The organism is Mesorhizobium sp. BR1-1-3, from assembly GCF_020165455.1.
Taxonomy (GTDB): Bacteria; Pseudomonadota; Alphaproteobacteria; order Rhizobiales; family Rhizobiaceae; genus Mesorhizobium; species Mesorhizobium ciceri.
Map to the genome: position 1 here is coordinate 19,336 of NZ_JAIUIC010000016.1, position 21,490 is coordinate 40,825.

22 protein-coding genes are annotated in these 21,490 nt (G+C 63.9%); 19 read left to right on the top strand and 3 right to left on the bottom strand.

What is annotated here, in order from left to right:
* Window positions 1-37 precede the first annotated feature (37 nt).
* The 4 genes from LB559_RS28210 to LB559_RS28225 all read left to right on the top strand — a co-directional run bounded on the left by LB559_RS28210 (window position 38) and on the right by LB559_RS28225 (window position 3,446).
* A complete protein-coding gene (locus LB559_RS28210; RefSeq protein WP_224675573.1) occupies window positions 38-799 on the top strand; it encodes an ABC transporter permease in 762 nt (253 codons plus the stop codon).
* Window positions 796-1,563, top strand: a complete 768-nt coding sequence (locus LB559_RS28215; RefSeq protein ID WP_063168554.1) for an ABC transporter ATP-binding protein — start codon at window positions 796-798, stop codon at window positions 1,561-1,563. The genes LB559_RS28210 and LB559_RS28215 overlap by 4 nt, the downstream gene beginning before the upstream one ends.
* Window positions 1,556-2,578, top strand: a complete 1,023-nt coding sequence (locus tag LB559_RS28220; RefSeq protein ID WP_224675515.1) for an ABC transporter substrate-binding protein — start codon at window positions 1,556-1,558, stop codon at window positions 2,576-2,578. The genes LB559_RS28215 and LB559_RS28220 overlap by 8 nt, the downstream gene beginning before the upstream one ends.
* 172 nt (window positions 2,579-2,750) lie before the next feature.
* On the top strand, window positions 2,751-3,446 hold the full coding sequence (locus LB559_RS28225; protein ID WP_224675516.1) for a methyltransferase family protein: 696 nt from the start codon (window positions 2,751-2,753) through the stop codon (window positions 3,444-3,446).
* 779 nt (window positions 3,447-4,225) lie between these two features.
* Here the strand turns inward: LB559_RS28225 and LB559_RS28230 are convergent.
* A complete protein-coding gene (locus LB559_RS28230) occupies window positions 4,226-4,483 on the bottom strand; it encodes a hypothetical protein (protein WP_013530800.1) in 258 nt (85 codons plus the stop codon).
* Between the two features lie 84 nt (window positions 4,484-4,567).
* Here LB559_RS28230 and LB559_RS28235 point away from each other — a divergent pair, with 84 nt between their 5' ends.
* The 10 genes from LB559_RS28235 (at window position 4,568) to LB559_RS28280 (ending at window position 13,479) form a co-directional block, all read left to right on the top strand.
* Window positions 4,568-4,837 carry a DUF982 domain-containing protein gene (locus tag LB559_RS28235; protein WP_224675517.1) on the top strand — a complete coding sequence of 90 codons (270 nt, stop codon included), beginning with the start codon at window positions 4,568-4,570 and terminating at the stop codon, window positions 4,835-4,837.
* A 229-nt stretch (window positions 4,838-5,066) separates the two neighbouring features.
* On the top strand, window positions 5,067-5,792 hold the full coding sequence (locus tag LB559_RS28240; RefSeq protein WP_013530802.1) for a GntR family transcriptional regulator: 726 nt from the start codon (window positions 5,067-5,069) through the stop codon (window positions 5,790-5,792).
* Between the two features lie 3 nt (window positions 5,793-5,795).
* Window positions 5,796-6,836, top strand: coding sequence for an ADP-ribosylglycohydrolase family protein (locus LB559_RS28245; RefSeq protein WP_224675518.1), 1,041 nt, complete (start codon window positions 5,796-5,798; stop codon window positions 6,834-6,836).
* Window positions 6,833-7,804: a PfkB family carbohydrate kinase gene (locus LB559_RS28250; protein WP_224675519.1), complete on the top strand. Its 972-nt coding sequence runs from the start codon at window positions 6,833-6,835 to the stop codon at window positions 7,802-7,804. Before LB559_RS28245 ends, LB559_RS28250 begins: the two co-directional genes overlap by 4 nt.
* A 57-nt stretch (window positions 7,805-7,861) precedes the next feature.
* Window positions 7,862-8,923 carry an ABC transporter substrate-binding protein gene (locus tag LB559_RS28255; RefSeq protein WP_224675520.1) on the top strand — a complete coding sequence of 354 codons (1,062 nt, stop codon included), beginning with the start codon at window positions 7,862-7,864 and terminating at the stop codon, window positions 8,921-8,923.
* 64 nt (window positions 8,924-8,987) lie between these two features.
* Window positions 8,988-9,851: an ABC transporter permease gene (locus tag LB559_RS28260; RefSeq protein ID WP_013530806.1), complete on the top strand. Its 864-nt coding sequence runs from the start codon at window positions 8,988-8,990 to the stop codon at window positions 9,849-9,851.
* Window positions 9,851-10,639, top strand: coding sequence for an ABC transporter permease (locus tag LB559_RS28265; protein ID WP_224675521.1), 789 nt, complete (start codon window positions 9,851-9,853; stop codon window positions 10,637-10,639). The genes LB559_RS28260 and LB559_RS28265 overlap by 1 nt, the downstream gene beginning before the upstream one ends.
* Window positions 10,639-11,703, top strand: a complete 1,065-nt coding sequence (locus tag LB559_RS28270; RefSeq protein WP_224675522.1) for an ABC transporter ATP-binding protein — start codon at window positions 10,639-10,641, stop codon at window positions 11,701-11,703. The genes LB559_RS28265 and LB559_RS28270 overlap by 1 nt, the downstream gene beginning before the upstream one ends.
* A 70-nt stretch (window positions 11,704-11,773) precedes the next feature.
* Window positions 11,774-13,024 (top strand): aconitase X, encoded by a 1,251-nt coding sequence (locus LB559_RS28275; RefSeq protein ID WP_224675523.1) that lies wholly within the window; start codon window positions 11,774-11,776, stop codon window positions 13,022-13,024.
* Window positions 13,021-13,479, top strand: a complete 459-nt coding sequence (locus LB559_RS28280; RefSeq protein WP_013530810.1) for an aconitase X swivel domain-containing protein — start codon at window positions 13,021-13,023, stop codon at window positions 13,477-13,479. The genes LB559_RS28275 and LB559_RS28280 overlap by 4 nt, the downstream gene beginning before the upstream one ends.
* Here the strand turns inward: LB559_RS28280 and LB559_RS28285 are convergent.
* Both LB559_RS28285 and LB559_RS28290 read right to left on the bottom strand, forming a co-directional pair.
* Entirely contained in the window at window positions 13,440-14,525 is a 1,086-nt protein-coding gene (locus LB559_RS28285) for a siderophore-interacting protein (protein ID WP_224621142.1), read from the bottom strand. The two genes, LB559_RS28280 and LB559_RS28285, sit on opposite strands and share 40 nt — an antisense overlap.
* Window positions 14,526-14,527: 2 nt before the next feature.
* Window positions 14,528-16,654 carry a TonB-dependent hemoglobin/transferrin/lactoferrin family receptor gene (locus LB559_RS28290; RefSeq protein WP_224675524.1) on the bottom strand — a complete coding sequence of 709 codons (2,127 nt, stop codon included), beginning with the start codon at window positions 16,652-16,654 and terminating at the stop codon, window positions 14,528-14,530.
* Window positions 16,655-16,834: 180 nt separating this feature from the next.
* Between LB559_RS28290 and LB559_RS28295 the strand changes: the two genes are divergently transcribed.
* The 5 genes from LB559_RS28295 (at window position 16,835) to LB559_RS28315 (ending at window position 21,490) form a co-directional block, all read left to right on the top strand.
* Window positions 16,835-17,779, top strand: coding sequence for a hemin ABC transporter substrate-binding protein (locus LB559_RS28295; RefSeq protein WP_224675525.1), 945 nt, complete (start codon window positions 16,835-16,837; stop codon window positions 17,777-17,779).
* Between the two features lie 280 nt (window positions 17,780-18,059).
* The gene (locus LB559_RS28300) at window positions 18,060-18,656 is read left to right on the top strand and encodes a thioredoxin family protein (RefSeq protein WP_224675526.1); all 597 of its coding nucleotides are present in this window, start codon (window positions 18,060-18,062) and stop codon (window positions 18,654-18,656) included.
* A gap of 31 nt (window positions 18,657-18,687) precedes the next feature.
* Window positions 18,688-20,313, top strand: coding sequence for an FAD-binding protein (locus tag LB559_RS28305; RefSeq protein WP_024501571.1), 1,626 nt, complete (start codon window positions 18,688-18,690; stop codon window positions 20,311-20,313).
* Window positions 20,310-20,636, top strand: a complete 327-nt coding sequence (locus LB559_RS28310) for a ferredoxin family protein (RefSeq protein ID WP_013530816.1) — start codon at window positions 20,310-20,312, stop codon at window positions 20,634-20,636. The genes LB559_RS28305 and LB559_RS28310 overlap by 4 nt, the downstream gene beginning before the upstream one ends.
* Before the next feature lie 17 nt (window positions 20,637-20,653).
* The gene (locus LB559_RS28315; RefSeq protein ID WP_013530817.1) at window positions 20,654-21,490 is read left to right on the top strand and encodes an ABC transporter ATP-binding protein; all 837 of its coding nucleotides are present in this window, start codon (window positions 20,654-20,656) and stop codon (window positions 21,488-21,490) included.

The following is a 21,490-nucleotide window of genomic DNA, read 5'->3' on the forward strand; positions in this document are numbered from 1 at the left end:
CGCTTCGCGCCCGATCGCGAGCTTTCTCGTCAAGGCAATGCCGGCCATGATCTCGGCCGGTTTGCTCCTGCTGGCGTGGGAGCTTTATGCCACCTATTCCGGCATCAGGGCCACGATACTGCCGGCGCCGTCACGCGTCTTCGAGCAAGCGATGCTCAATCGCGAGGCGCTGGCCGACAATGCCGTTCCGACCATCCGTGCCACGCTTCTTGGCTTTGCCTGTTCGCTCAGCGCCGCCTTCGTGCTGTCGATGCTGGTCGACTTCTTCCAGCCGCTGCGGCGTGCGTTGTTTCCCGTCTTCATCGTCAGCCAGACCTTGCCGCTGGTGGCGATCGCGCCGCTGGTGGTGCTGTGGTTCGGTTTCGGGCTGGCGCCCAAGATCATGCTGGTGGCGCTGGTCACCTTCTTTCCGATGCTGGTCGCATTGGTCGAAGGCTATGAGGCGACCGAGGCCGAGATCGGGCAAATGCTGCGCGCCATGGGGGCAGGGCGCTGGCGCATCTTCCTGCTCGCGCGGCTGCCTTCGGCGCTGCCTTACTTCTTTGCCGGGTTGAGGATCTCCATCACCTATGCGGTGGTCGGCGCCATCTTCGCCGAGTATGCCGGTGCCGCAAAGGGACTGGGCATCTACATGCTCAACGCCAAAAACAATTTCCGTCCTGATCTGGTTCTTGCCGCCGTCGGTGTCAGCGCGGCGGTGACCCTTGTCCTGTTCGGGTTGACCGTGTTGCTGCAGCGCCTTGCCATGCCCTGGGAGCGAGCCGGCAGGGAAACTGCCGGGACGGGGGCCTGGCGATGAGCCGGCTCGAACTGCGGCATGTGCACAAGGCGTTCGGTGGGCTCGACGTGCTGGCCGATATTTCGCTCAGCGTCGGCGCTGGTGAGTTCGTCTCGATCCTTGGACCCTCGGGTGCCGGCAAGTCGACGCTGTTCCAGCTTCTGACCGGCGCCGAGCATGGCGAGGGCGAGATGTTGTTCGACGGCGCGCGGCTCGACGACCACGGCAGGCACTTCGCCTTCATGCCGCAGCGCGACGCGCTGATGCCATGGCGGCGCATCCTCGACAACACGACGCTCGGGCTCGAAGTGCAAGGTATGAGGAGACAGGCGGCGCGGGCGCGCGTTGCGCCGTTGTTTGCCGAATTCGGGCTTGCCGGCTTCGAGCGGCATTTTCCCGCGCAGCTGTCCGGCGGCATGCGCCAGCGCGCGGCCTTGCTGCGCACCGTGGTGCAGGAGCGCGACATGCTCCTGCTCGACGAGCCGTTCGGCGCGCTCGATGCGCTGACCCGCACCGCCATGCAGCGCTGGCTCGAACAGATGTGGCGGCATCATCGCTGGACGGCGCTCTTGATCACCCATGACGTGCGCGAAGCCGTGTTCCTGTCCGACCGCATCTATGTGCTGTCGGCGCGCCCGGCCCGCATCGTGCGTGAAATCAGGGTGCCGTTGCCGCGCCCGCGCAGCCTTGGCGGCGATGCCGCGCGCCAGGCAAGCGCGCTCGAGGCCGAAATCCTCGACATCATCCTCAACCCCAATCCATCCAAAGGACACGATCATGACTGACTTGACGCGCCGGCAGGCCTTGTTGCTGACCCTTGCCACCGGCCTTCCCTTGATTGCCGGAACGCGTCGGGCTCGAGCACAATCGGCGGCACAAAAGGTCACCGTCGCCCTCGACTGGACGGTCAACACCAACCACATCGGACTGTTCGTCGCCCGCGACAAAGGGTTTTATCGCGAGGCCGGACTCGAGGTCGACATCCTGCCCTACAGCGATACCGGTGCTGGCACGCTGGTCGCAAACCGCGTCGCCGATTTCGGCATCAACGGCACCATCAGCCTGTTCACCCAGAGAACCGCCGGGGCGGATCTGAAGGGCGTCTATGCGGTGGTGCAGTCCGAAACAGGCCGCGTGGTCTTCAATGCGGCACGCAACGAGATCAAAAGCCCAAGAAGCCTCGACGGCTTGATCTATGGCGGCTTCGGCAGTGCCTGGGAAAACGCGCTGATATCGACCATCATCCGCCACGACGGCGGCAAGGGCAATTTCGAGACGGTGACGCTCGGCACCTCAGCCTATGAGGCGCTGGCCAATGGGTCGGTCGATTTCACGCTCGAAGTCTCGACCTGGGAGGGTGTCGAAGCCGAACTCAGGGGCGTCAAGCAGCGCAGCTTCGTCTATGCCGATTATGGCGTGCCTGACGAGCACACGACGCTGATCTCTTCGAGCGAAGCCTATCTCCAGGCCAATCCTAAGCCTGCGGCCGACTTCGTTCAGGCGACGCGACGCGGCTACCAGTTCGCTGTCGACCACCCCGACGATGCGGCAACCCTGCTGATCGCTGCAAACAAGGATGCCTTGACCAATCCGGCGCTGATCCACGCCTCGCTGAAGGCATTGATCGACGGCCATTATCTACGCAGCCAAAGCGGGGCCATCGGGACGATGGATCCGGCCAAGATGGAAGCGATTGGCGACTATCTCTTCGCCTCCGGCATTTTGCGCGATTCCGACGGCAAGCTGGTTGCTCGACGCCCGGATTTCGGGAGCTATTTCCGCAACGACTATCTGAGCTAGTCTGGCAAAACCAAATGACATGGGTCGCCAGTCTTTCTGGGCGACCGCGGGGAGCAGGTCGTCTGGAAGTGGCGCCCTGGCTCCCCGACAGCCAATTTAAGACCGATCTGATCTTGTTGATTAACTGCCCGGCAATGGTTGCGTGCAAAGGTCGCCCTGAGGGATCATTGGGGTGTCTGCATTGCTCATATCAAAAAGCGAGGCGCTTTCGCACGTCAGTGACGGCACGATTCTGTCCGCAGCCCGAAAGCGTGAGATCCTGGTGGATTTGCGCGAAGGTTTCTTTCGGATCTGCGCGCTGGCCTTCGCGGGCATGTTCGTCTACCGCGGCGTGTATCACCTGATGCTCGACCCGACGCGCATCAATGTGGCGCTGGTGGCGATTTCCGAGATCCTGACCTTTACCTGGCTGCTTCTGTCGCGTCGGCCGAAGGTTCGCGACTGGAACCCGCTCACGGTGGTTGTCTCCGTGATCGCCAGCTTCGGTGTCGGTTTCATCGACCTGGAGCCGGGCGTGGCCATCATCCCGGTCCATGTTGCGGCGCCGCTGCAGGCCCTGGCGTTGGGGTTCGTGATCTGGGGAAAGATATCGCTGGGGCGTTCTTTCGCCATTCTGCCGGGCAATCGCGGCGTGATGACAGGCGGTGCCTACCGTCTGGTGCGGCATCCGATCTATGCCGGCTATCTTGCCGGCCATCTCCTGTTCCTGCTATCGGCCTTTTCCTTCTACAATCTAGCCGTCTACGCGGTGATCACCTTCTTCCAGGTGCACCGCATCCTGCGTGAAGAGGCGCTGCTGGCCGCCACGCCGGAGTACCGGGACTATATGAAGCGCGTCCACTACAGGCTGTTCTACGGCGTCGTTTAACAGCGCCCCGGCGCGCAGAATCGTTCGGTCTGCAATCACCTGGTAACGTTGATCGTCAATAGATCTGCGCATTGTTTGTGCAAACTAATATTACAACTTTATTATTTCAGAAATTTTGAGATATATATAACACACTTCAATTTCAGTATTCTCTCTGTGAAGCTGAAACTCACTACCTCGCGTAATTGCTTCTGCAATCGGCTTCTCGCCATCTCCGGCCGATCGGAAAGCCCGCCACACTGGTGGGCTTTCTGCGGTCCACAGGCGTGCCGGAATTAAATTCTGGTTGCCATCACCTGGATGGCTGTTCTGTTGCTGGCGTGACTTCTTCCGCGCGATGCCCGCCACAATCGCGGAACGGTAGGCCTTTGGAGCGCTCGTCTTTTGAACATCGCAGCTGCGACGTTCAATCCTACGGCGCCGGCTCCTATGGCGGCGGCGGCCTTGGGCTCGTGCTGCTCATTGTCATCGTGCTTGTCGTACTCGGGTGCATCTAGCCGGGTTATCGCCAACTGATCGCAATCTCGTGAGCGCCCCAATGTCGGCGTGCACCGGATTGTGATGCAGGCAAGCCGGCTTGTGATCCTGCACTCTGCAAAACTTTCGTATGGTCATTGCGGTCCACACCCCCCCGTGGAAACAAGAGGAGAGGGTCCCACCCCTTGTCCTCCTCCAAGGCCCGCTCCGGTTCACCGTAGCGGGCTTTTGCTTGCTGGCGAGGCAAAACCGGCTCGCATCAAACCCTATGGGCGAGGCGTTCAGATGCTGGCGCCAGTCGACTACTCCATGTCAGGCACGTCACCGCTGACGAAGAGCGTGTTCGGCGGACCATATTCGCCCAGCGTCGGATCGGCCTCACGGCTCCAGGCGATGACGCCGGAATGCTTTGCCGTCAGAGCCCTGGCGGTGCGTATGGCGCGATCCTCGCTCTGCTGGTCGGCGGGTCCAAAGGCTGGGAACAACTCGCCATCCTCACCGCGATCGAACGCGACCACGACGATCAGCCTGGGATTTTTCTGGCCACTGGAATCGGACATCTTGCACCTTTGGCGCAGAACCTATCACATTGCTCGGGGTTGAAGGCCGCGAATCGATGAATGCCGACTTTGGGGAGTGGCATCGTGCAAGATCAGCGTTTCGATGAGCCGGTCAGGATTGTGCTCGGCCGATCGCGAAACTCGATCTTCAACGTGGAGCGGGTCGCTCAGGCTGCCGACATCCTGCTGAACCGCTGGCCGGTTGCGACCGGGCAAAAGCATATGGTTGCCCGCAAGGCCTGTCTGGCCGTGCTCGAGGGAAAGAAAGAAGTCTCGGCGGCAAGAGCGGCGTTCATCAACGCCGCTATCGAGGCGGACATCCTCGTCGAACCGCGTGAGGTGTCGATCCCGTAGCCTGCCCCTGCTGAAATTGAATCAGGATCTGGCTCCATACCCTTGATGTATGCCTCTTTTTGGCGATCGCCGACCGGCTTTTCAGGGCTATTGACCTGCCTCTCGGCACGCCCTGCACGGTTATCCCGCACATTTCGCTGCCTGTTGGTCAGTCTTCGGCATCTGTTGACATAGCATCCGGGCCTCGGTATTGAACAGGATTATACAGGTTCATTGAACAGGTACCCTTATGAAGCGGCGCGCGGTTCAACTGTCTCCCGGCACGGGCAAGCCCGAGCAGATCGCCACCGTCCTCGAACATGAGATCCGTTCCGGCGTCCTCGGTTTCGGCGACCGCCTTCAAAGCGAGAACGAACTCGTCCAGCGCTTCTCCGTTAGCCGCAATACGGTCCGCAAAGGCCTCGAGGAACTGTCCAGCCGCGGGCTGATCACGACCAAGGTTGGTATCGGCTCGTTCGTCACCTTCGACGGCAAGCCGGTCGACGACTCGATCGGCTGGTCGCGCGCGCTGGCCGATGCCGGCGCCAATGCCGAGACGCGGACGCTGCGGCTGGAGGTCATCGAAGACCCCGATCTGGCTGCGCTGCTTGGCATCGAAAGCCCGTTCTTCATCGCCGTCGACCGGGTGCGCACCAACGCCAGCGACGGCCATGCGATCTCCATCGAGCGCAGCCGGTTGCCATTGTCCTCCGAGCTCGAGGACGTACCGTTGCGCGGATTGCGCGAGGGCTCGCTGCACCAGACGCTGCGCGTCGCCGGCCTCATTCCCGACCATGGCGAGGAATGGGTCGAGATCGAGATGCTCAATGCCGAGGATGCGGCCATCCTCGGCTGCCCGCAAGGCACGCCTTTCCTGCGTGGCCGCCGGCTGACGCGCGCCGCCGACGACCGGCCGATCGAGTACGTCACCAGCCTGCTCAATCCGGCGCATTTTGCGCTGCATATGAGGTTCTGAGCGATGTCGGATGCAACCAGCAAGGCTATTGACCGCGCCATGGGGGCGCTTGTCGGCGGAGCGCTGGGCGATGCGCTCGGCATGCCGACGCAGCTTTTGTCGCCGGTTCGCATTGCCGAACTCTACGGCCATGTCGAGGATTTCATCGAGCCTTTCCCGGATCATCCGGTATCGAAGGGACTGGCCGCCGGCACCATCACCGACGATACCGAGCAGGCGTTGCTGCTCGGCCGCATCCTGGTCGAATCCGGCGACCGTTTCGACCACGCGCGCTGGGTCAATGCGCTGCTCGACTGGGAACGCGAGGTTAAGGCGCGTGGCAGCTATGACCTTTTGGGGCCATCGACCAAACGCGCCATCGATGCCATCAACAATGGTGTGCCGGCTGAGGAAGCGGGGCGCAGCGGCGACACCAATGGTGCGGCGATGCGTATCGCGCCGGTCGGCATCATGATGCCGCTCGAACCGTTGGAAGGGTTCGTCGGCAAGGTGGCTGAGACCTGCCGGGCCACGCACAACACCTCGATTGCCATCGCCTCCGCCGCTGCCGTTGCGGCAGCCGTCAGCCGCGGCGTCGCCGGCGGTGGCTGGCGCGACGCTTCCGCCAGCGGGGTCGCGGCGGCGAGGCGAGGGGCGACACTCGGACATTGGGTGACCGGCGGCGACATCGCCGCGCGCATCGTCTGGGCGCAAGACATCGTGCGCGGCAAGGCGATCAGGGATGCGATCCGGCTGATCACCGATCTGGTTGGCACCGGCGTCGCCAGCCAGGAATCCGTTCCGGCGGCCTTCGCCGTGCTGGAAGTCGCGCGTGGCGACCCATGGCAAGCAGCCGTCATCAGCGCCAATCTCGGCGGCGACACCGATACGATCGGCGCCATCGCCGCCGGCATGGCCGGCGCCTGCAGCGGTTTTTCCCGATTGCCGCAACAGCATATCGCCCGGCTTGTCGGCCTCGACATGTCGGAGGTTCGCGCGCTCGCCGCCGATCTCGTGGCAGCAAGGATGGCGAAGATCGGTTCCGGCAAGGACGCGGCGGAATGAGCGGCCGTCTCGTCCATGTCGGCAGTGCCGTGGTCGACTATGTCTACCGCATCGACGCCCTGCCGGCGCCCGGCATGGAAAAGACGGCATCGAGCTTTGCCCAGGTCGCCGGCGGCGGCTTCAACATGATGGTCGCGGCCAGCCGCACCGGCATGCGGGTGGTGTTCGGCGGCCAACTCGGCAGCGGGCCCAATGGCGATTTCCTGCGCGCTGCTTTCATAGCCGAGGGTATCGAGACACTGACGCCGCCGTCGCCCGTGATGGACAGCGGCAACTGCGTCGCCATGATCTCGAGCGACGCCGAACGCACCTTCGTGTCGTGGCCTGGTGCGGAGAGCGTTCTCAGCCTCGACATGATGGCGCCGGTCGCGGTGGCACCGGGTGACTGGGTGTTCACCTCCGGCTACACGCTGAGCTACCCCAAGAGTCGCGATGCGCTCACTGATTGGATCGAGGCGCTGCCGGCAGGTATTCCCTTCGTCTTCGACCCGACGCCGGTCATCACGGACATTCCGCGTCCCATCCTGTCGCGGGTGCTTGCCCGCACCACATGGCTGAGCTGCAACACGACGGAAGCCGCCGAGATTGCCGGCCCAGGCGATGTCGAGGGCCTCGCGGTACGGCTGCTGGGCGACCACTGCCCGAAAGCAGCGGGCGTGGTCATCCGCTCCGGGGCAAAGGGTTGCCATATCAGGTTGGCCGACGGCACGGCGCAGACCGTTGCCGGCTTCAAGGTCACCGCCATCGACACCAATGGCGCCGGCGACACCCATATCGGTGCTTTCGTCAGCGCGCTGGCGCGCGGCATCCCGCCCTTCGAGGCAGCGCGCTATGCCAATGCGGCAGCGGCCATATCGGTCACCCGCCATGGCGGCTCGTCGGCGCCGACCGACCACCAAATCCAGACATTCCTGAGCCATGCCGCCGATCCGGCGGGAGCAGGCCGGACACAGAAGGCCAATGCATAACAGCTGGAAAGCCTGACAAGCCCGGGAACCGGGCAAACCCACAGAGAGGAACCAACCATGCGCATGCCTGACTTGACTGCTCTGCTGACGGCGACTGCCGTCTTTACCTCCGCACTCGCGTTCGCCGCCAAGGCTGACGAAGTGCATGTGCTCAACTGGAAGGGATACGGCGCGGACGAACCATGGGCGGTGGAGGCTTTCGAAAAAGCGACCGGCAACAAGGTCGTCAACGACTTCTTCAATTCCGAACAGGAAATGCTGACCAAGATCCGGACCAATCCCGGTCTCTACGACGTGGTCATGATCAATGCCGCCTTCAACGACCAGGCGATGGACGGCAAACTGATCCAGCCGATCGACGTCTCCAAATTGGCGAACTACGCCGACATCAGCAAGGACAAGGCGGGATCGCCGATGCTCGTCCATGACGGCAAGGTCTATGGCGTGCCGTGGGTGTGGGGCCTCACCGCGCTCGCCATCAACGACAAATCCTTCGACAAGCCGCCGACGAGCATCGCCGAGATGTGGGATGCCGCCCATAAGGGCCGCGTCGTCATTCGCGACGATGCCGTCGAAGCGGTGCAGTTCGGCGCCATCGCAACGGGCCAGAACATCAACGACATCAAGGATATGGATGCGGTCAAGGCGAAGCTCACCTCGCTGATGCCGCAGATCAAGACCTTCTGGAGTTCGGAGAACGACTGGAACCAGATGGTCGCCTCCAACCAGATCGACATCGGCACCTACTGGAGTGGCTCGGCCGATCGCGCCAAGACGCATTTCAAATTGCCGGTCTCTCTGGTCGTGCCGCAGGAGGGTGCCGTCGCCTGGCTCGACGCGTTTTCCATTCCGGTCGGCGCCAAGAACGTCGCCGGCGCCGAGGCTTTCATCAACTACATGATCGACCCGAAATTCTACGTCGAATGGGTCACCAAGGTCGGTGCTCCTGTCTCCGCCAACACCAAGGCGGTGGAAGCGCTGCCCGAGGATGCCTTCAACCGCAAGGTCATGGGCGACCCCGAGGTGGCCAAACGCATCCAGTTCCAGGCGCCGATCACCGATGCCCAGCGCGAAGCCTATCTGGCGCTGTGGCAGCAGTTGAAGGTCGACGTGAAATAGAGCCGACATCCCGGCCAGCCGGCGGTTCGCGCCGGCTGGCGTTTCAATCCTGGGGGAGGGTATCATGGCAGCTGCGACAGCGTCGCGAAGCGGGCTGAGATCGGCATTGCCGCTGCTGGCGCCAGCCTATCTCTGGCTGACGGTGGCGATCTTCCTGCCGCTCTCGGCCATGGTCTTTTTCTCGTTCATGACCGAGCTGCCGCTGTCGGGAAAGCCGTGGACATTCACCCTTGGCAACTATGCCACCTTCTTCTCGCAAAGCCTCTATCTGACACTGCTGCTGGCCTCGCTGCGGCTTGGCCTCGAAGTGACGCTGTGGTGCGTCGTCATCGGCTATCCCGCCGCTTACGTGCTCGCCAAAGTGCTGAAGGGGCGCAGCCGCGAGGCGATCTTCCTGCTCGTCATCTTGCCGTTCTGGTCGAACGGGCTGGTGCGCATCTTTTCCTGGGCGATGGTTTTGCGCGAGGGCGGCATTCTCGACACCGCGCTCAACGCCGTGCTGCCGTTCAAGATCAACATCGACCTGATGTATTCCTATCCAGCCGTCATCATCGGGCTGGTGCATTCCTACGTGCCTTACATGGTGCTGACCTGCTATCTCACGCTGCAGGCGATCGATGACTCCCTGATTGAGGCCGGGCGTTCGCTTGGCGCTTCACGGCTACAGGTGCTGAAGCGGGTGATCATCCCGCTGTCGATGCCCGGATTGGTCGCGGGTGCGGCCCTGATCTTCGTCCCCGTCGTCGGCTCGTTCATGGAGCCGCGCATCCTCGGCGGTCGCACCGGCACCTTCTACGGCACGGTCATCGAGGACCAGTTCGTCGCCGTGTTCAACTGGCCGCTCGGTGCCGCGCTTTCCTTCATCCTGCTGGCCGTGGTGCTGGTCATCCTGGCGGTGGCGTCGCCGGTGCTGCGGAGGGCCGCGTGATGGCGACGACCCGCGTCCTCGAATGGCTTGGCCGCTTCTACATCGGCCTGCTGCTCGCCTTCCTCTATCTGCCGATCATCATCATGGCGCTGATGTCGTTCAACGTCTCGCCCTTCTACCAATTGCCGTTCGAATGGACGACCGAATGGTACGCTTCGCTGTGGCAGAACGACCAGCTGATCGCCGCCACCTGGAACAGCGTCGAGATCGCCGTCATCACCACCGTCATCTGTGTCGTGCTCGGCTCGGCGGCATCGCTGGCGCTCTATCGCTATGAGTTTCACGGCAAGAAATTCCTGCAGGCGCTGTTGTTTCCGCCGATCGCCATTCCGTGGCTGATCACCGGCACGGCGATGCTGATCTTCTTTTTCGGCGTCGGCATCGGTCGCGGGCTGCATGCGATCCTGCTTGGCCATGTCGCACTGGCGCTGCCCTATGTCATCGTCGTCGTCTCGGCCCGGCTGCAGACCTTCGCGCCGGAGCTGGAAGAGGCGGCACGCTCGCTCGGCGCCAACCAGTGGCAGATAACGAGGCGCGTCACGCTGCCTTGGATCATGCCAGGCGTCATTGCCGGAGGGCTGTTTGCGTTTGCAGTGTCGTTCGACCAGTTCGTGGTGTCCTATTTCCTGGCGACGCCTGGGCAGACGACGCTGCCGGTGGAAATCTACGCCGCGATCCGCAAAGGATTCACGCCCGAGATCAATGCGGTCTCGACGATCATCATTGTCGTGTCGATGGCGCTGATGCTGCTCACGGCGCGGTTCTTCAAATTCGGCGGAGAGAAATAATGGCCGGCGTGCAGGTATCTGATGTCTCGCGCAGTTTCGGCGCACACAAGGCGCTGGACAATGTCTCCATCGATTTCGCCGATGGCGGATTCTACGCGCTGCTGGGGCCGTCGGGCAGCGGCAAGACCACGCTGCTGCGCCAGATTGCCGGTTTCGATTTTCCCGATTCGGGCCGCATCACCATCGGCGGCGAGAGCGTCGAGCGGGTGCCGGTCGAAAAGCGGCGCATCGGCATGGTGTTCCAGAACTATGCGCTGTTTCCCAATATGAGCGTCGCCGACAATGTCGCCTTCGGCCTGTCGGTGCGCGGCGAGGCCAAGGCGGTGATTGCAACGGAGGTGCAGCGCGCGCTCGATCTGGTGCAGCTCGGCAAGCTTGGTGGCCGCCGGCCGCACCAACTCTCCGGCGGGCAGCGGCAGCGTGTGGCTCTCGCCCGCGCTATCGTCACCAAGCCGCGCGTGCTTTTGCTCGACGAGCCGCTCGGCGCGCTCGACAAGGCGCTGCGCGTCGATATGCAGATCGAGCTCAAGCGCATCCAGCGCGAGATCGGCATCACCACCATCTTCGTCACGCACGACCAGGAAGAAGCGCTGACGATGAGCGACCGCATCGGCATATTGCGCGACGGCAGGCTGGTGCAGGAGGGGCCGCCGGAGGAGATCTATGACAGGCCGAAGAGCGAGTTCGCCGCCACCTTCCTCGGCGACGCCAACATTTTTCGCGGCGACAGCACGGGCGATGGCATCAGGCTTGCGGACGGAACGGCGATTGCCGCTGGTGTGGGTGCCAAGCTTGCCGCCGGCGCCAAGGCGAGCTGCGCCGTGCGGCCCGAACGCATCCGCATCGCCAGGGATGCCGGAGCACCGGATGGCAACGCCAACATGCTCAAGGGACAGGTTTCCAAGCGCATCTTCGCCGGCAGCAACAGCACCTATTTCGTCGAGCGTGCTGGTCAGACGTTGAAAGTGATTGTGCAGAATACCGGCATGGAACGGCTGGCAGAAGGTCAGGATGTCGTGCTGCGCTGGTCGCCTGAAAGTACGGTGTTGATCGCGGCGAACTGATCCTCACCGGGTCTTGCCAGACCGTCCGCAATCAGGGACAGCATAGACGGGCACGACCCGGAGCATACCGATGACCCTGGAACTGACTGCACGCGACCGATCCATGCTCGACGGCGAGCATGGCCTGTCAGCGGCTGCTGCCATGAAAATCCTGGTCGCCTTTTCCAACGCGATCGGCGCGGGCAGCCTGCTCGACATTGCCGGCGCCCATATCGACGGCTGTCTCTACCACGGCAAGGCCGGTCTCGACTTCGTCGAGCGGCTGGTCGAAGGCGGTGGCCGCGTGCAGGTGCCGACGACGCTCAATGTCGGTTCGTTCGATCTCATCCATCCCGGCATGGTGAAAATGCCGGCGGCGGAAGAGGTGCCGGCGCGCCGGCTGATGAAAGCGCATCTGGAGCTCGGCTGCCAGGCGACATTCACCTGCGCGCCCTACCAGACGCGCTTCCGGCCGAGCTTTGGGCAGCAGATCGCCTGGGGTGAGTCCAACGCCATCGTCTTTGCCAATTCGGTGATTGGCGCGCGCACCAACCGCTATGGCGATTTCATCGATCTGTGCTGCGCCATGACCGGACGTGCGCCGGCCTGGGGGCTGCATCTGAGCGAGAACCGGCGCGGCCGGATCTTGTTCGAACTGGCCTTTGCCGACCCCGAGCCGAGCGACAGCCTGTTCGTCGGCATCGGACTTGTCATCGGGCAGGCGAGCGGCGACCGCATTCCGGTGATTGCCGGCCTGCCGCAACCGCGCGACGAGGACCAGCTGAAGGCGTTGGGCGCGGCGGCGGCAACGACGGGTGCTGTGGCGCTGTTCCATGCGGTCGGCATCACGCCGGAAGCGATGACGCTCGACGAGGCGTTCCAGGGTCATGCGCCTGACGAGACGATCCGCATCAGCCGCGCCGACATCGATCATGCGCTGGCCAGGCTATCGACCGTGCCCGATGGCGCGCCGCTGGCGGCCGTGTCGCTCGGCACGCCGCATTTTTCGCATGAGGAATGGATGCGACTGTTGCCGTTGCTGCGCGAGGCAGCACCGGGTAGGCGCATTCCGATCTATGTCAACACCGGCCGCGCGACGCTGACGCGATTGCAGGAGGAGGGCGCGCTGGCCGGTATGGAGGCGTTCGGCCTGATCCCGGTCGCCGATACCTGCACCTATGTCACATCGATCCTGGAACGCCTCGATGGCGTGGTGATGACCAATTCCGGCAAATGGGCGCACTACGCACCCGGCAATATCGGTGTGTCCGTCGCCTTCGCCGAGATGCGGGATTGCATCCACTCTGCTGCGGCCGGGCATGTTGTGCGGAGCGCGTCATGACGCGACCGGTGGAACGAACCGGCACTTTCCAGCTGGCCGGTGACGCTGAGGGTCAGGCGCTGGTGTTTTCGCAACCGCTCAGCTTCTGGGGCGGTATCGATGCCGAGACCGGCGAGATAACAGACCATTCGCACCCCGGCCTCGGCCGAAATGTCGCTGGCAGGATTTTGGTCATGCCGAGCGGGCGCGGCTCGTCGTCTTCATCCTCGGTCCTGGCCGAGGCGATCCGCAGGGGCACGGCGCCGGCCGGTATTCTTCTGGAGCGGCCGGACCCGATCCTGGCGGTCGGTGCCATCGTTGCCGAATTTCTTTATGACATCCGCATGCCGCTGGTGGTGTGCGATATTTCGAACCTTGTCTCCGGTGATCAAATTGATATCGGCATCGGCAAAGACCGCGGGCCGATCATCAGAGTTCACCCCGCCATCAATCCGGCAGAGCCACGCCGCCAATAGGCCGCCGCCAGCGTTTGATCGCGACCAAGCCCCAGCGTGTCGCGCCAACATTCGCGCACGATCTTGGCGGCAGCGGCTTCCGCCGCGAACCAGCCGAAGGCCGAACCGTCCTGCGGCCACGCCACCGAGCGGACAGCCTCGGCCAGCAGTCTGTCCTCGCCCGCCGCCACGCCATCCCGTGTCAGCCAATGAACCTCGATGCCCGTGCCATTGTTGATCGCTTGTCTTTCACCATCATTGGCGATCTCGACGAAGGCGACGCCTTTTGTCCCGGCCGGTAGCGTCTCCAGCAGCCGAGCCAGCGCCGGCAAGCCGGTTTCGTCGGCGCCCATGACGTACCATTCTGCCTGCCGCACCGGACGGCCGACCGGGCCCATGATGCCAACCTTCATGCTGGGCGCGGCCTGCATGGCCCAGGCGGAGCCGACGCTCTCGCCGGGATGGATCAGGAAGTCGACATCGATGATGCCCTTTTCCACGTCAAGCGCGCGGATGGTGTAGACGCGCGCCACTGGGCGCCGGTCGTCGGTGGGCCAGACCGGTAAGCCATTGCCGCCCAGCACCGGCCACAGCGGATCGGGGACGTCCCTGGTCGGAAACAGCATGCGGATATGCATGCCGCCGAACTTGGCGAAGCGCGAGAGATTCTCGCCGGCCAGACGAATGCGGCGCATATGCGGAGTGAGGTCGCGAACATCGGTCACCACCATCTCGCGGAACTGGGCGAGGCTGGTTTCGCCTGAGAGATCGCCGGTCCAGACGATCTCGGGGTTTTCCTCCTTGGCGTAGACCTGTACGGCTGTGGCGAGCAGGTCCTTGATACGGGCGAGCCCGTCGCGGTCGGCAGCATTGGCCCGCATCACCAGCCGCTCCATGTCGAACGAGGCGCCGCCGAAGGCAAAGCGGAAATCGATGCGCTGTCCCTGATGCGAAGCATCGGCCTCGAAGCTCCGCAGCCTGTCGGAGATGCTGTCCATGTAGTCCGGCAGACGCCGCAGGTTGAGCCGTGCCTCGCAGGCCAGTTCACGCACCGATGCTTCGTTCATTGTCAGCCTCCGATCCTGCCGGTGAGGGCCACCTTGAAGGTGCGGCCCTTGCCCTGTTCTGTTGCCGCCGAGGTCGACCATGCGCTTTGCGGATCGGTGTAGGCGGTGTTGAAGATGTTATCGACGCCGAAATCGAGCTTGAGGTTGTCGTTGACGCGCCAGTTGGCGAAGACATTGACCAGATCGAAACCGTCATCGGCGACCGGCACGGCGTTGGGATTGGTGCGGCTGGTGCGGGTGATCTTGCCGACGCTGAGATATTGCGCGCCGACGGTGAGCTGGTCCTCCAGCATGCGGAAGCCGATCGTGGCCGAGAAGCGGTCGAGCGGCGTGTTGTTCAACGCCTGGCCGGAATAGACGCCGCTGACGACCTTGGCGTCGATCAGCGCGCCGGAGAGGTTCACGAAACCCCAGCCATAATCATAAACCATCTCGGCCTCTACGCCCTTCAGGCGTGCGTCGCCGATGTTGATTGCCGTGCGCGGCAGCACGGTGAGGTCGACGTCGATGTAATCCTCGACGTCAGTGTGGAAAACGTTGACCTTGGCGCGCAGCCGATCACCCGCCGTCAGCACATCGTCATATTTCACGTTGACGCCGGCCTCCCAGTTCTTTGCCGTCTCGGGCTGCAGCAGAAGATTGGGCCGATATGTATCACCGCCGCCATGCGCGCCGCCGCCACGGAAGACATCCTGCAGACCCGGCGCCCGGTAGCCTTCGGAATAGGTGCCATAGAGCTGGAAGCCATCGAATGGCGTGACGCCGACGGTGAGGCGGGGCGACCAACGATCGCCGGAGATCGAGGCTTCCTGCGGTGACGGGATGCGCGTCTCGCCATCGAGCTGGTAACCGTCATAGCGCATCGCCGCGATGACCTGCAGCCAATCCTCGTAATCGCCCTGCCACTGCAGGAAGCCGCCATAACCCTGCTGTTGGCCAGCGCCGAAATGCGCCGCTTCCGAGGAGGCCTCGAGATAGTAGTAGTCGAGTCCGTAGGTCAGCGTATGTGCTAGTCCCCAGGCGTCGAAACGCGAGGAGTTCTTCACATTGAAACCTGTCGTGGCCACGTCGTAGAAGCGGAAATTGCCGATCGCCGAGGTTGGCCAGACCTGCGTCTGCTCGGCGCGGGTGCGGTTGTGATAGGCATTGGCGCTGAAGTCGATCAGCGCGTTGTCGTCGGGCTTCCAGGTGTAAGCGGCGGTGTAGGTCTGGTTGGTGGTGTCGGTGTCATAGCGGCTCAGGGTCGGCGAGGCCGAGCCGCTCGATCCGGTGATCTGGTCGTTGTAGCGCTGCAGGATGGCGCCGAGCTTCAGCTCATGGCCATCGGCCGGCCGCAACGTCGCCTTCAGATAGCCGCTGGTCACCCGCTCGCCGTTCCATGGCACGGTGTCGCCATTGCCATCGGTGTAGCTGTCGCGGTCGCGGTAGATGAGGTTGCCGATGATATCGGCATCGTCGCTGAAGCGGTAGGCACCGGTGGTGCTGGTGGTGAAGCCGTCGCCATTGTCCTCGTAGCCGAGCTTCTCGCTCAGCGCCCAGCGCTCATCCTTCTTGAGGAAATCGCCGGCATCCTTGGTCTCGAAGGAGACGACGCCGCCGATGCCGCCGGAACCATAAGCATTCGAGACCGGACCGCGAATGACGGTGGCTTCCTTGATCAGGTCGGGTTCGACATAGAACGAGCCAGAGCCATGACCGACGCGCCAGTAGTCCTGGCGGGCGCCGTCGAGGGTGACGACGACGCGGCCATATTGCTCCAGGCCGCGGATGTTGATGGCGGTTGCGGGATCGTCGCCATTCATCGAGGCAGCGACGCCCGGTGTGGTGCGGAAGATGTCGGCAGCTGTGTCGGGCTGGATGCGGTTGAGTTCGTCCTGATCGACGGCGCTGATGGCGGCCATCGATTCGATCACTGCCGTTTTGATCATCGTTGCCGAGATGGTGATCACGTCGAGCATCGTCGCCGGCTGGTTCTGCGCGACACTGGCCGGCGCCAGGCGGCCGGTCTTGGCGGCGGCCTTTTTCTCCCGGTCCTGTTCCTGCGCGCTGGCAAGAGGCACGGCGCAGAGGCCGAGCACGAAGGCGAGCGCCGTGCTCGCCATCAATGTCGTGTTTGTTGTCGTTGTCATGCAGCCCCCAAGCAAAAGCAAAACTGCTGGCGGTGGCTGAGCGGCCTTGGCTGGCATGATTGAAAATCCCTCGACCAGGCAGGTCAGGGCACGGGTCACATATTAAAACATGATGACACAAGTCAACTTTAAATTTATAGCCGACCATCCTCGAGAAGCATCTGGCACGGGAACAGCGGCATGGTCGGCAGTTTAGGCGAAGGCAAGACGATCCACTTGTCGCAACCGGGCAGGATCGCGGCGGTGCTGCTTCTGGCACTGTCGGTGCTGGCGCCTTCCTGCGGCTTCAAGGCGCTGGCCGCCGAGACCGTTGTCGATGCGCTGGGGCGAACCGTCGTGCCGGGCGCGGCGACCCGGATCGTGACGCTCGGTTCCGACGTCACCGAGATCGTCCACGCGCTGGGCGCCGGCGGGCGAATCGTCGCTATCGATCGCGGCAGCAAATATCCGCCTGAAGTCGCGCAAAAACCCAATGTCGGCTACCGCCGCCAGCTTTCGGTCGAGGGGCTGGCCAGCCTGCGTCCCGACCTGATCCTGGCCGCAGAAGACAGCGGGCCTCCTGAAGCGGTCGAGGTGCTGAAGTCGCTGGCAATCCCGATCGTCTTGGTCCCGCAGGACAACAGCCCGCAAGGCATCGAGCACAAGATCACGTTGATCGCCGCCAGCCTTGGGCTCGAGGACAAGGGCAAGGCGGTTTCCGCCGAGGTGCTCACCGCCTTTCAGGCTGCCGCGGATCTGGCGTCGCAAATTCCGCCGGAGCGGCGCAAGAAGGTGGTGTTCTTCCATGGCCTGGTACGTCTGAGCGCTGCCGGCGCGGGTACTTCTGCCGACGCCATCATCCGCTATGCCGGCGGCCTCAACCCTATGGACATCGTACAGGGCTACAAGGCGGCGTCGGAGGAAAAACTGATCGAGATGGCGCCTGACGTCATCCTGATGATGAGCGACGGCAAGGGCGGGCCGACGGCCGATCTGGTGTTCGGCAACCGCGCGCTGGCGGCAACGCCGGCGGCGGCCAACAAGGCGCTGGTCGTGCTCGACGGCGCCTACATGATCGGCTTCGGCCCGCGCACATCGGATGCGATCCGCGACCTGGCGAAAGCGCTCTATCCGGAAGGGGAATGACGTCGCGAAAATCGCAAGACGGTTCGGCTGGGCAGTACAATTTCGTCGCCGAACCCCGTTGCGCTTCATAAATGCTGTCCGTCCGGATTTCTCCGGATCGGCTTCCGCCCGAACAAACTTGGCGGCTCGGCCTGAAACATTGGCACGATATTCTAAGCCGCGCGGTTGACCGTGAATGCGCTCTCCAGCCTATAATTATACTAAATTCATAGACTAACTGCGAATGCTCGGAGCGCTCGCATCTTGGCCTGTGAAAATGGTTGCACAAGGGAGCGCATCGATGCCGAAAACAGAGTCCAATCCGGTCGACCTCGGCACCAGGGCCGCCGACTTCCTGCTGCCCGACGCGCAAGGTGTGCTGCACCGCCTTGCCGATTTCGACGCCAAGCCGGCCTTGCTCGTCGCTTTCATCTCCAACCGCTGCCCGTTCGTCGTGCTGATCCGCGAGCAGCTTGCCGCTTTCGCCAGGGATTACGCCGGCAAGGGGCTGCAGGTGGTGGCGATCAACGCCAACGACCACGAGGCGCATCCGGAGGAGACGCTCGCCCGCATCGGCGAGGAGGCCGAAAAATTCGGCTATTCCTTCCCCTATCTCAAGGATGCGTCGCAGCAGACGGCGAAAGCCTATGGCGCGGCTTGCACGCCCGACTTCTTCCTGTTCGGCACTGACCGGCGGCTCGCCTATCACGGCCAGTTCGACGATGCGCGGCCGGGCAACGGCAAGCCGGTGACGGGTGCCGATCTGAGCGCGGCGGTCGATACGGTGCTGGAGGGCGGCAGGCCCACTGCCAGCCAGGCGCCGTCGATCGGCTGCAACATCAAGTGGAGCGCGGGCAACGAGCCGGTGTGGTCTTCCAGCGCGGCCCGCGCGGCCTAGCGCCTGCTTCGACTTTATTCGCCAGGTCTCCATGCCCAAGCCGCAAAAATCCGCTTCCGACAGCTTGCTGCTCCAGGCCGACGTGCTGGTGCTGGGCGGCGGTCCGTCGGCAGCTTGGGCAGCAGTCGCCGCGGCCGAGGCCGGCGCCAAGGTGGTGCTGGCCGACAAGGGCTATCTCGGCACCAGCGGCGCCACCGCGCCGTCCAACACCGGCACCTGGTGTGTGCCGCCGGGCGACAACAGGCATGCCGTGGTCGAGCGACGCTGGCAGCGCACCGGCGAACTCGCCGACCCGCGCTGGATGCTGCGCTGCGTTGACACCGCCTACCGCAACCTGCTCAGGCTCTCCGAATGGGGCTATCCCTTCCCGAGCGAGGATGACGGCCGGCTCTACATCGCCAATCTGCGCGGCCCGGACTACATGCGCTTCATGCGCCGCCGCGTGCTTTTGGCCGGCGTCACCGTCCTCGACCATCATCCCGCGCTCGAACTTTTGTCGGACGGCGATGCCATCGTCGGCGCCGCCGGTGTCGCCAGGCAGATCGGCCAGGATTGGCGCGTCGACGCCAACGCGGTGGTGCTGGCGACCGGTGGCTGCGCTTTCCGCGAGCGCATCCTCGGCGCGACCGGGCTGACCGGCGACGGCTATCTGATGGCGGCGGAGGCCGGCGCCAGCCTGTCGGGCATGGAGTTCACCGGCAAATACACGCTGGCGCCCTACGGCTCCTCGTTGAACAAGGGGCTGCCGTTCCGCTGGGCGTCGTTCCATCGCGAAGATGGCTCACCGATCGTCGGGCCGACCGGCGAGCCGTTGCGCAACGGCATCGGCGACCGCGAGGAGGAAGTGGCGCGCGCGCTGATCGACGGCCCGGTCTACGCGCGACTCGATCAGGCCGAACCAGCGCTGCAGGGCTGGCTGCGCCAGGGCCAGCCGAATTGCTTCGTGCCCTATGACCGCGCCGGCATCGACCCTTTCAGCGAGCTGTTCCGCATCACCCTGCGCGCCGAAGGCACGGTGCGCGGCACGGGCGGCATAGACATCGTCTCCGACGATTGCGCCACCGGCGTACCCGGCCTCTATGTCGCCGGCGACGCGGCCAGCCGCGAGATCATGACCGGTGCGGTGTCGGGCGGCGGCGCCGTCAATTCGTCCTGGGCGCTGGCCAGCGGCTGGTGGGCGGGCAAGGGCGCTTCGACCCATGCCAAGCGCCGGACCGGCAAGGCATTCCGCACTGAGGTGCAGTCGCTTGGCCAGGCTGGATTACGTCCTGCATCATCGCCGCGCGTCGACATCTCGGCAGGCGAAGTCATCGAGGCGGTGCGCAGTGAGGTGACGCCGCTCGACAAGAATTTCTTCCGCACCGGCGAAGGCCTGGAGAAAAGCGGCGAGCGGTTGGAGAGTGTCTGGCGCGACGTGCGCGACCATCTGCAAGGCGACGGGCTGGATAGGGTCCGTACCCGAGAGGCAGCTTCGATCGCCGCCGCCGGGCGCTGGTCCGTGGCCGCAGCGCTGCACCGCACCGAGAGCCGCGGTATGCATCGCCGCACCGATTTGCCGGGCAAGAGCCCGGCCTTCGCGCACCGGCTGGTCATCACCGGTGTGGATGCGTTCCGCATCGCAGGCGCGCCTGAGCGGCTGGCGGAGCTGGCGTCATGATCGAGATCGTCTCGGCCACGCGCTGCGTCGAATGCGACATCTGCGTCAAGGTGTGCCCGGCCAACGTCTTCGACGCGACCGAGAGCGGCGTGCCGGTGATCGCCCGCCAGGAGGACTGCCAGACCTGCTTCCTGTGCGAGATCTACTGCCCGACCGACGCGCTCTATGTGGCCGAGTTCGCCGAAGGGCCGACCGGCATCACGGAAGCTCAGGCCGACGCCCGACAGCTGTTTGGCTCCTATGCCCGCGCGCTCGGCTGGAAGCGCGGCAAGGCCGGCGGCTCGGAATTCGACCCGACGCACCGCATCCGCGTGGCGCAGTGAACCGATCGGAGACAGATATGGACCGTATCGTCGTCAGCGACATCAGCAAGACCTTCCAGCTCAAGCCGGGGCAGTTCGTCACCGTCGATGGCGAGGCGACCGACCGCGTCACCGTGCTCGACGGCGTTGACCTCTCGATCCGTAAGGGCGAGTTCATCACGCTGGTCGGCCCCAGCGGCTCGGGCAAGTCGGTGCTGCTCGACATCATTGGCGGGCTGACGCAGGCGACCGGCGGCGACGTCAAGCTCGATGGCCGGCGCATCACCAGGCCCGACCCGAAGACCGGCTACGTTTTCCAGCAATATGCGCTGTTTCCCTGGCGCACGGCGCTCGCCAACATCGAATATGCGCTGGAAGTGCGCGGCGTGGCCAAGGCTGAGCGCACGGCGACGGCCCGCCATCTGTTGTCGCTGTTCGGCCTTGCCGGCTTCGAGGACCGTTTTCCCAACCAGCTGTCCGGCGGCATGCAGCAGCGTGTGGCGATCGCGCGTGCGCTGGCCAGCAACCCGGAAGTGTTGCTGATGGATGAGCCGTTCGCGGCGCTCGACCAGCAGACGCGCGAGCTTCTGCAAGGCGAGCTGCTGCGGATCTGGGGCAAGATCAACACGACTGTCATTTTCGTCACCCACTCGATCGACGAGGCGATCTTCCTCGCCGACCGGGTGGTGGTGATGACGGCGCGGCCGGGCGCGGTGAAGGAGATCATCGATATCGACCTGCCACGGCCGCGCGACGGCGACATCCGCGCCAGCGCCGAATTCAATCTATATCGCGCTCGCGTCTGGGACGTGCTGCGCGACGAGGTCAACAAGGCGCAGAAGGACTGGACTCTGTCGCCAGCCTTCAGTCACTGA